The organism is Cupriavidus alkaliphilus (assembly GCF_900094595.1).
Lineage (GTDB): Bacteria > Pseudomonadota > Gammaproteobacteria > Burkholderiales > Burkholderiaceae > Cupriavidus > Cupriavidus alkaliphilus.
The window spans coordinates 76,617-86,473 of record NZ_FMAD01000019.1 but is presented as its reverse complement, the minus strand read 5'-3'; the positions used below and the strand labels follow the sequence as shown (position 1 = coordinate 86,473).

The 9,857-nt window shown below is 65.1% G+C and carries 7 protein-coding genes; 4 read left to right on the top strand and 3 right to left on the bottom strand.

What is annotated here, in order from left to right:
• The 3 genes from GA0116996_RS27360 to GA0116996_RS27350 form a co-directional block, all read left to right on the top strand.
• Nucleotides 1–1,581, top strand: a 1,581-nt coding sequence (locus GA0116996_RS27360; protein ID WP_244160006.1) for a DUF2345 domain-containing protein, incomplete at its 5' end; no start/stop codon positions are given.
• A 13-nt stretch (nt 1,582–1,594) separates the two neighbouring features.
• Complete coding sequence (locus tag GA0116996_RS27355; RefSeq protein ID WP_092318101.1) at nt 1,595–3,847, top strand: hypothetical protein; 2,253 nt, start codon at nt 1,595–1,597, stop codon at nt 3,845–3,847.
• A 317-nt stretch (nt 3,848–4,164) separates the two neighbouring features.
• Nucleotides 4,165–4,485 (top strand): SH3 domain-containing protein, encoded by a 321-nt coding sequence (locus tag GA0116996_RS27350; protein WP_092318098.1) that lies wholly within the window; start codon nt 4,165–4,167, stop codon nt 4,483–4,485.
• Nucleotides 4,486–4,509: 24 nt separating this feature from the next.
• Here the strand turns inward: GA0116996_RS27350 and GA0116996_RS27345 are convergent, their stop codons facing one another.
• Nucleotides 4,510–5,931, bottom strand: coding sequence for an amidohydrolase family protein (locus tag GA0116996_RS27345; protein WP_092318095.1), 1,422 nt, complete (start codon nt 5,929–5,931; stop codon nt 4,510–4,512).
• Between the two features lie 4 nt (nt 5,932–5,935).
• Complete coding sequence (locus GA0116996_RS27340; RefSeq protein ID WP_092318092.1) at nt 5,936–7,285, bottom strand: nucleobase:cation symporter-2 family protein; 1,350 nt, start codon at nt 7,283–7,285, stop codon at nt 5,936–5,938.
• Nucleotides 7,286–7,706: 421 nt separating this feature from the next.
• On the opposite strand from GA0116996_RS27340, the gene GA0116996_RS27335 reads away from it, so the two are divergent.
• Nucleotides 7,707–8,714: an AraC family transcriptional regulator gene (locus GA0116996_RS27335; protein WP_092318113.1), complete on the top strand. Its 1,008-nt coding sequence runs from the start codon at nt 7,707–7,709 to the stop codon at nt 8,712–8,714.
• Nucleotides 8,715–8,745: 31 nt separating this feature from the next.
• Here the strand turns inward: GA0116996_RS27335 and GA0116996_RS27330 are convergent, their stop codons facing one another.
• Complete coding sequence (locus GA0116996_RS27330; RefSeq protein ID WP_092318089.1) at nt 8,746–9,855, bottom strand: CobW family GTP-binding protein; 1,110 nt, start codon at nt 9,853–9,855, stop codon at nt 8,746–8,748.
• Nucleotides 9,856–9,857 lie beyond the last annotated feature (2 nt).

Here is a 9,857-nt window from a genome sequence, read left to right as displayed (position 1 = left end):
CCATGGCGCGCCGCCGTGCTGGAGGGCGATTGCCCGCGCCTCTATAGCCAATCGACCCCGCTGGGCGTCCATACCGCGATCGTGGTTGGCCCGGATGGGCAGAGCCAAGCTGATGGCAGCGCCGAACACCACGCCAGCCCGTGCGGCCAGATCCGCATGCGCTTCCCGTGGCAGCGCGGCGAGCGCGCCGACGACCGCAGCAGCCGCTGGGTACGCGTGGCGCAGCGGCAAGCCGGCGCCGGCATGGGCTGGCAATGGCTGCCGCGCATTGGCCAGGAGGTGCTGGTCAAGTTTGCGGACAACGATATCGACCAGCCCTTCGTGATCGGCGCGCTGTACAACGGCCAGGGGGAAGCCGGCATCGCGCCCACGCCGGGCGGCAAGTCGATGGCCGCCACCACGTTCTCGCAGCCGTATGACGCCAGCGGCATCTATGCGATGGGCTCCGACAGCCAGCCGAGCGCACAGGGCAACCTTGCCGGCGGCAATGGCCCGGCGTGGCACGGCATGAGTGCCGATCCGGACGGCCACCGCAACGACGCCGCGCTGACCGGGTTCAAGAGCCAGGAGCATGGCGGCAAGGGTTACAACCAGCTGGTGTTCGACGACACCGACGACCAGCTGCGCACGCAACTGGCCACGACCAAACAAGCCACCCAGCTCAATCTGGGCCACGTGATCCACCAGCAGGACAATCGCCGCGGCAGCTTCAGGGGGCAAGGGTTCGATCTGCGCACCGATGGCCACGTCGCGGTACGCGGCCGGGCCGGGCTATTGCTGACGACCTATCGCGATGCCGTCACGGGCCGCGTGCTGCCGACAGGCGACAACGCTGCGGGCATTGCGCTGTTGCGTCAGGCGGGCGATCTGGTCAGGACACTGAGCGATGGCGCGACCACGCACCAGACCCAGGCACTGTCAGCGGGAAAGGACGATGAGGCGCCGCTGGCGAAACAGGCCAAAGCCGCAGCCGGCATGGTCGACGGACAATCCCTCGAAGCCGCCAAAGGCGACGCTGCCAGCGGCAGTACCAGCACGCCAGGCAAGGTGCCGCACCAAAGCGAGCCGATGGTCCATCTCAACGGCAGGGCCGGCCTCGCCGTGGTGGCGGGACAGGACCTGCAACTCGCCAATGGGGAAAGCGTCGTGCTGGCCAGCGGGCAGGACAACAACGTCGCCGTCGCGGGACAGGCTCGCATCCATGCGGGTCACGCGATCGGCATTGCGGCCGGGCTGTCCGCGCCCGGCGAGGGCAACGTCGGCCTGCAATTGACTGCGGGTCAGGATGATATCGATCTCCAGGCGCAGCATGACCTGCTGAAGCTGGCGGCGCGGGAGGATCTAACCATCGTGTCGGCCAATATGAATGTGGATTTTGCTGCGGCCAGGCGCATTCGCATTGCCACCGCGGGCGGGGCTGCCATCACGATCGAGGGCGGCAATATCACCTTTGAATGTCCGGGGCCGATTACCTACAAGGCGGCGCAGAGGAAGTTCGAGGCAGGCGTTCGCCACGACTATCCGCTGCCAATGGCACCGGCGACTCCATGGGAGATACCCGGTTCCTTCCCTTACTCCTGAGCCGGATTGCGCCATGATCATCAGCTATCCCATTCTTACAATGCCACTGGCGGGCAATGCGCTGGAGGAGTCGGAGGACGCCTGGCTGGCGCGGCTGCTGGCCGAATCAGACGACCCGAAGGGCGCGTATCCGGCGCGCATGATCGGCAACACCCACTGCTGGCACGGCGGTATGCATGTCGGCGCCGATACGGCAACGCCGGTTCGCGCCATCGCAGACGGCACCATTGTGGCCTATCGGCTGGCGCCAAAGACCGAAACTTATGAGGGCCAGCCCTATGACACCAGCTTTGTTCTGCTGCGCCATGAGACCGAGACCGGCGCGGCCACGCCCGTGGTGTTCTATTCGCTGTACGTGAACCTGGCCGCCGCCGAGCATTTGCACGGTCGCACCGACACGCTGCCGGCGTGCTATCGAGCCCGTACCAGCCCGGACGCGCGGGTGCCGGACGATCCCAAGAAAGCCAAGGTCTACCGGCGCGACATACTGGGCTATCCCGGAAGCCAGCACCAGACCGGGCGCAGTGGCTTCCATTTCGAGATCTTCTGTACCGACGAGGCACTGGCTGGGTTTTTCCGCGACAGCAGCCTCATCACGGAAAAGGGCAGCGCCGATATCTACGGCGACATTCACTTTGTTATCCCGGAAGGCAAGTCATTTGTAGCGGCGCATCCGCGCTTGCCCAAGGGCAATGGGGTATGGCGGACGTCGGACAAGGATGGCAACCCGATGTTTCCGGCTGGCACAGCGGGGAGCAATATCGGGCAGTGCCTCTATGTCAGCGTGCGGCTGGATAAGGACAAGCGCATTACGACCACACGCATACGCACGGCACAGGGCCAGTACCGCGAAATCGGCCGGATCGTGCAGCCAGGTTATGCCTATGCCATGCTGGCGCTCGCGGAGGCGCTGTATCCGGACAACCCAAGCACCGGCCTGGAGTGGCTTACCTTGGGGCGTGTACTTAGCGAAGAGCGCAGCGGCCACACCGACAATTGGCAAATGGTGCCCTATGCGCCTGGCTCGGCGGGCTATATCGACCTGTCGCAGGCCGGTATCGTCCGGTTGTCTGACGCGGATTTCCCGTATTGGCTGGGCTGGCAGAAGGTTGAAGAAGGCGCGATGCTGAGTCCGGCCGATGCCATCGTCGACGAGCCGGCGACGCTAGAGATGCTGAGCGAAACCAGCCAAGCGGGCAAGGCGGCGCTGCGTCATCTGGTGGTCAAGCATCCGACTGAATGGGATGTCTCTGACCTGGATGAACGCTTTGCGCGCCTGCGCAAGCCGGGCATGCCGTTGGTTTCGGAAGACAGCTGGCAGCGGTTCAAGAAGCAGGCGCAGAAGCTGGCATTCTGGCAGAACACAGGATTGCCGCGTGCAGTATGGCATTTCCACCCGCTGCAGTTCATTCATCATATGCGTCGGGCGCTGTGGCTTAGTGTTGATGAACTCAGGCAGGCTGTGCCGGCGAGGATGTTGCGGGGCCTTGGGGCAGGGATTCCGGAAAAAATAGTTTATGAGCCAGCACAGGGGACGGCCGGGAAATTGATCGCAGAGCACTGCAAGCAATTGAACGTCATGTGGCGCAAATATGGTGTTACTACTCGCAAACGAGTGGCCGCATTCTTAGGAAATTCGGTACAAGAGACAGTCTGGCTGAGTACCTTGATAGAGATCGGTGGGGAGAAAAATTGGTATGCACCGTGGTATGGGCGCGGAGGCCTGCAACTTACGCACCCGGGAAACTACATCGGCTACTGGAAGTTTCGCGGGCGCAGCATAGACGCAAAGCTCAGTTCGCAGCTTTTGGCGGCCCATGAGAAATCCGGCACACTGCGCAGCAACCTTCCGCTATTCGGAGTAGAGCCGAGCATACCGCCCCACGTAAAGCGATGGCGCAATGACATTGCGCGAGAGCCCTACGACGCCGCAGACAGCGCCGGCTACTATTGGCTCGTGAACCGGGCAGATGAGGAGGCCGACAAATATGCCGCCAGCACACAGCGCGCGTTCCACATACATTTCAGTAGTCCGTTACGTAAACGGGAGTCGTTCGTGTTCTACGAGAATGTTTCGTTCCGGCGGGTTGCTTGCATTGTGAACTTGCCCGGCCACCTGTCGCGAGAAAACCCTTCGCTGAACGGCCTAGTGGATAGATACCATGCCTACGCCTATGCCCAGGTTTTGCTTTTCGACCACCCGACTTTCCCGGACCGAGCAGGCGTGCTGCGGCTTAAACCGGACGACTACGAATGGAGGAAATAATGCAGAGAGGCCTCTTGGCCATGGCTGGACGCTGGGCTGGCTTTGCCTTGCTCGCTGTTGCCCTGAGTACTAAGGCGGACGCAGATAGTGATACGCCCCAGTCCAAAGGGATGCAGCGCTATGTAATTCCAATCAAGGATTGCGCGGTGGAGTTCATGGCTAAAGCCGGGGGGTACACTGACATCGTTAGGTCCAGTCCTTTAGCCTCGGGATATTTCCAGCATGACAACTATTATCCCAAGGGTCGCCCCTTACGTGAGATGTCATTTTCAATCAGTTGCCATCCCGGGAACGCGAAGGAGATATGTCCAAAGCTAATGGAAGCATACCGTGGCGTTGAAAAGGGCTACGCCCGGGAGGTACAACTAAGGCGCCTTGGCAAGGTAAACGAGTATTACTACAGCGAAGCGTACATCCAGACATGGAGTGCAGTAGCGCCGCCTCGCCCCAGGACATTGAGTTTTTGCATGGGTGACGAACAGCGTGCAGTGATGACTCAGAACGGCGACTGGCTGTTGGGCTACGACCCGCGCGAGCTCACAGCGGCACGCGGTAAGCCGATCTTGAAACGATCGGAGCATGCACTGCCAGACGTGCTGGCCATCATCCGTTCAATGCGGTTCGTCCCCAACCCATAGCATCTAACGCGACACCAAGCCGCTTCAGTCGACCAGCGTCGCCAACGCCTCCCGCGCCTCCCGCCTCAGCTTCTCCAGATCCAGCCCGACGATCGCGCCATCGCGCACCACGTGGCGCCCACGCACCAGCACATCCCTTACCGGCGTCGGCTCCCCAGCCGCGACCGGGGCCGTGCCGATGTCATGGAACCCATGGAACCGCAGTCCGCTGACGTCATAAATTGCCAGGTCCGCCGATTGCCCCGGCGCAAGCGTGCCGATACCGGGCAGCCCCAAAACCTGAGCCCCGCCAGCAGTGCCCCAATGAATCACTTCCTCGACGCGCGTTTGCGCGGCCCCGCCCAGCGCGCGATGCACCAGCCAAGCGAAGTTGGCCTCGTGCACCATGCTGCCCGACTCGTTGGAAGCGACGCCATCGACGCCGAGTGAAATCGGCACGCCCGCATCCGCCATCGCGCGCACCGGCGCGATGCCGCTGCCCAGCCGCGCATTGCTGACGGGGCAATGCGCCATGCCGGTGTTGGTCACGGCCAGCATGCGGATTTCCTCCGGGTTGACGGTGACGAGGTGCGCGAACCAGACATCCGGTCCCAGCCAGTCGTGGTCGGCGACGAACTGCACCGGCGTGCACTGGTATTTCTCGCGGCAGAACCTGACGTAGTTGTCGGTCTCGGACAGGTGCGAATGCAGGCGCAGGTCCATGCCGCGGCCAAAGGCGGCGAGTTCGCGCAGCAGCGCGGGCGGTAGCGAGAAGGTCGGTGTCGTCGGTGCGACCACCACGCGGCGCAGGCCGTCGGGTGCGGCGTCGTGGTAGCGCGCTTTCAGCCGTTCGATATCGGCAAGCATTTCGTCCAGCGTCTCGGGCACCAGCGCGGTCGCGCGCATGCCGGGATGATCGGAGGCTGACTGGATCGCGCCGCCGCGGCACAGTACCAGGCGCATGCCGAGCTCTTCGGCCACCTCGAACAGCACGTCGCCGGTTTCCGCACCGTGGCCGTGGTGATACAGGTAGTGGTGATCGGCGCAGGTGGTGGTGCCGGACAGCAGCAGTTCCGCCATGCCCAGCCGCACCGCGGTGCGGAAGATCTCGGGGCTGAAGCGCGCCAGGCGCGGGTAGGCGACGGCCGCCAGCCATTGCTCCAGCCCGACGTTCATGCCGCTGGGCACGGCCTTGAGCAGGTTCTGGAACAGGTGGTGATGGGTGTTGACCCAGCCCGGGTAGACCACGCAGCCGCTGGCGTCGAGCACGGCTTCGCCGTCTTGGTGGGCCAGGCTGGCGCCGATCTCGGCGATGCGGCCGTCGCGGATGCGGATGTCGGCGGCGCCCGCGCGCGCGGCGGCGCCCGCGCGCGCGGCGGTGCCGGCGCGGCCGGTCATCACGGCGGCGGCGTTGCGGATCAGCAGGTCGCTGGCGGGCGCGGTGGTGGCGTTGGTGTTGTGCACCATGTTTTCAGACCCCTTGGACGTTGTCGGCACTGGCGGGCAGCTCGTCGGCTTCACGGGCTGGCAGGCCGTTGAGAATCAGGTTGAGGACCACGGAAACCACGCAGGCGATGATCACGCTGCTGTGGACGAAGGGCTGCAGGAAGCCGGGCAGCTTCTCCAGCATGCCGGGCAGCATCACCGGCATCATCGCGCAGCCGAGCGTGATGGAGACGATGGAGAGGTTGTTGGGGTTGCGCTCGTAGTCCACCTCGCCCAGCGTCTTGATGCCGGCGGCAACCACCACGCCGAACATCACCATGGTGGCACCCCCCAGCGCGGCGGCGGGTATCGATGCAAACAGCGCGCCGATCTTGGGCACCAGCGCCACCGCGCACAGCATCACGCCGCAGGTGGCGACCACCCAGCGGCTGCGCACGCCGGTGACGATCACCAGTCCTACGTTCTCCATGAAGGCGATGTACGGGAACGCCGCGAACATGCCGCCGATGGCGCTGGCCAGGCCGTTGGCGCGCAGGCCGCGGGTGGCGTCGCGCTCGGTCAGCGGGCGCTTGACGATGTCTCCGACGGCAACGAACAGGCCCATCGATTCCACCATCTGCACCACCATCACGATCACCATGGTGGTGATCGCACCGATGTTGAAGGTGGGCATGCCGAACGCGAACGGCGTCACCATGGTGAACCACGGCGCGCGCGTGACCTCATCGAAGCTGCCCATGCCCAGCATCCACGCTACCGCGCCACCGACCAGCAGGCCGATCACCACCGACAGGTTGCGCACCAGTTCGCCGCCGTGCCGGTTGATCAGCAGGATCAGCGCCACCACGCCGAAGGCGACCAGGAAAAAGATGGGCGCGCCGAAATCCGGCGCGCCCCTTCCGCCTCCAAACCAGTGAAACGAAACCGGGAACAGCGACAGGCCCACGGCGGTGATGGTGCAGCCGCTCACCACCGGCGGGAAGAAGCGCTTGAGCTTGCCGATCACCGGCGCCAGGAACATCGCGATCACGCCGGCGGCGATGATGGCGCCGCAGACGCCGTTGAAGCCCAGCGTGGGATCGGTGCCGATGGCGATGACCGGGCCCACGGAGCTGAACGCCACGCCCTGCATCAGCGGCAGGCGCACGCCGAATTTCCAGAAGCCGACGGTCTGCAGCAGCGTGGCGATGCCTGAGGTGAACAGCGCGGTGCTGATCAGCATGGTGGTCTGGGCGGGGGTCATCTTGAGCGCGCCCGCCACGATCATTGGCACCGCAATGGCGCCGAGGTAACTGACCAGCATGTGCTGGAAGCCGAGCGACGCCATGGCGCGTGCCGGCAGGATCTGGTCGACGGGGTGAACCGCTGGTTGCATGATGTGGTCTCCTGCCGCGTACTGGGGAAAGTGCGCCATGCCGGCGGCGGCTGGCCCGGTCTGTGGTTGCCGGGCTCGGTCCGTCACGGTGCCATGCGCGGCGCATGGCCCACGCATGCCTTGCACAGTAGTGATGCACGGCATGCCGTCATAGCGTTATTGCGAAGGCCGTGGCACGGGGCCGCAAGCGGGCTTGCAAAATGCGCGCCGGAGGGATCAGGGGTTTCCCTTGGGTTGCGTGCGCCGGGTGGGGGCCATAGGATGGATGGCATATTTTTCGCGGCGCAGGCGCGTCGCGCACCGCGTGTTTGCTCCCCTCTCCCGCTTGCGGGAGAGAGGAGCGTTCACCGCGGCTGTTGGCAGTGGCATGCCTATCGGCAGGCAAGCCTTTGTCTTGTCCAACTTTCCGCCCCCATTGCATATGTCCCCCACCGCAGCCTGGTCCGCCGCAGCCCCGCGCCCGTCAGTCTCTCGTGGCGGCGACCTCGATCGCATCCAGTCGTTGTCCGGCCGCGTGTTCGGCCCGACGCGGCTGCGCGCGGCGGAGGACGATGCGGCGCTCGATGCGCGCATCGATACCAGCACCATCGGCCGGCTCACGCTGGTGACCATTGCCTACAACCAGGCGGTGCAGATCGAGCCGCAGCCGAACAAGGATGAGTTTGTGATCCAGACCGTGCTGGCCGGCACCTGCCGCGTGGAAACGCCGCGTGGCGCGATGCTGATGCCGCCGGGGGCGACCTTTGTGTTCTCGCCCACCGTGCCGACCACGCTGTCGCTGGATCCGGGCTGCGAGCGCTTCAGCGTGGTGATCCGCCGCCAGCTGATCGAAGAGGCGTTCCGCCACCAGTTCAGCTTCGAGCCGCCGGCGCCGATCGAGTTCGACATGCAGCCGGTGGTGGACGATGGCCGCGCCGGGCGCTGGCAGGCGCTGGTGGGCTACCTGCGCGCGGAAACGCGGGTGCGGCGCGAAGGCAGCGGTGTGCCGGCGGTGGATGCCAGCATCGAGCGCATCGTGCTGTCAACGCTGCTGCTCGATCGCTTTGCCGCGGACGGCAATATGCTGCCGCGCCGCTTCGAGGCGGTATTGCCCGACTATGTGCGCCACGCCATCGCCTACCTGCGCGCCAACCTGGACCAGCCGCTGACGCTGGAGCAGATCGCGGCGCATTGCGGGGTGTCGGCGCGCACGCTGCAGCTGGGCTTTCGCAAGAGCAAGGACACCACGCCGATGGAGTACCTGCGCCTGTTGCGCCTGCATGGCGCGCGCGCCGACCTGCAGCGCGCGCCGCAGGAGAAGGGCATGGTCGGCGCGGTCGCGCTGCGGCACGGCTTTACCCACCTGAGCCTGTTCTCGCGCGAGTACCGGCGCGAGTTCGGCGAGCTGCCGTCGCAGACCTTGCGCGCGGCAGCGTCGCAGCGGGACTGACGGCAAGCCAGTCCCGCTGCCGCCGGCGCAATCAGGCGGCTTGCGCCACCGGCAGGCACACCTTCAGCAGCGTCTGCAGCCGCAACTTGTCGAGATGGCGGCCGATGAACACGAACTTGCTTTGCGCTGGTTCCGCGCCCCACGCCTCGGCGGGATGGAAGTCCATCAGCCGGTGCACCGCCTGCAGCACGTAGCGGCGGTCATCGCCCGCCACCGCGACGATACCCTTCATGCGGAACACATCGTCGCCCTGCGCGGCCAGCAGCGCCTTCAGGCCATGCTCGAGGCGCTGGCGGTCGAACGGCTGGTCGAACACCAGCGAGACCGAGGTCACCGACGGATCGTGGCGGTGGCCGTGCGCCTCGTCATCGTGCGCGTGGTCGCAGTGCTCGTCGCAGATGTGGTCGTGGTCGTGATCGTGGTGATCCTCATGGTCGTGCGCATGGGCGTGACCGTGGTGGTCATCGTGCGCGTCAGCCTGGATCGAGCCCGGCGTAAAGCCGCCGATACCCAGGATCTTGCCCAGGTCCACCTGCGCGAAGTTGGAGCGCAGGATCTGCGCGCCCTCGTTCAGGCGGTGGATGCGGGCTTCCAGCCGGTCGAGCTGCGCGGCGTCGACCAGGTCGGTCTTGTTCAGGATCACGCGGTCGGCGGCGACGATCTGGTCGACGGCCTGGTTGTCGAAGCCGGTCAGCTGGGGGTCGTCGAGATGGCTCTCGATATGCACCGCATCGACCAGCGTCAGGATGCCGTCGAGCGTGACCTGCCTGGCGACTTCGTTGTCCATGAAGAAGGTGGCCGCCACCGGGGTCGGGTCGGCCAGGCCGCTGGTCTCTACCAGGATATGGTCGAAGCGCTCGGGGCGTTCCAGCAGCTTCTGCAGGATGCGCACCAGGTCCGTGCGCACATCGACCACGCAGCAGATGCAGCCGTTGGTCATCTGGAAGATCTCTTCGTCAGAGGTCATCACCAGGTCGGAGTCGACGTCGACCTCGCCGAACTCGTTCTCGATCACGGCAATGCGGTGGCCGTGCTTCTGCGTCAGGATGTGGTTGAGCAGCGTCGTCTTGCCCGAGCCGAGGAAGCCGGTAAGGATGGTGACCGGGACGGGCGGCTGTTGTGCGACGGCAGGTGCGTTCATGT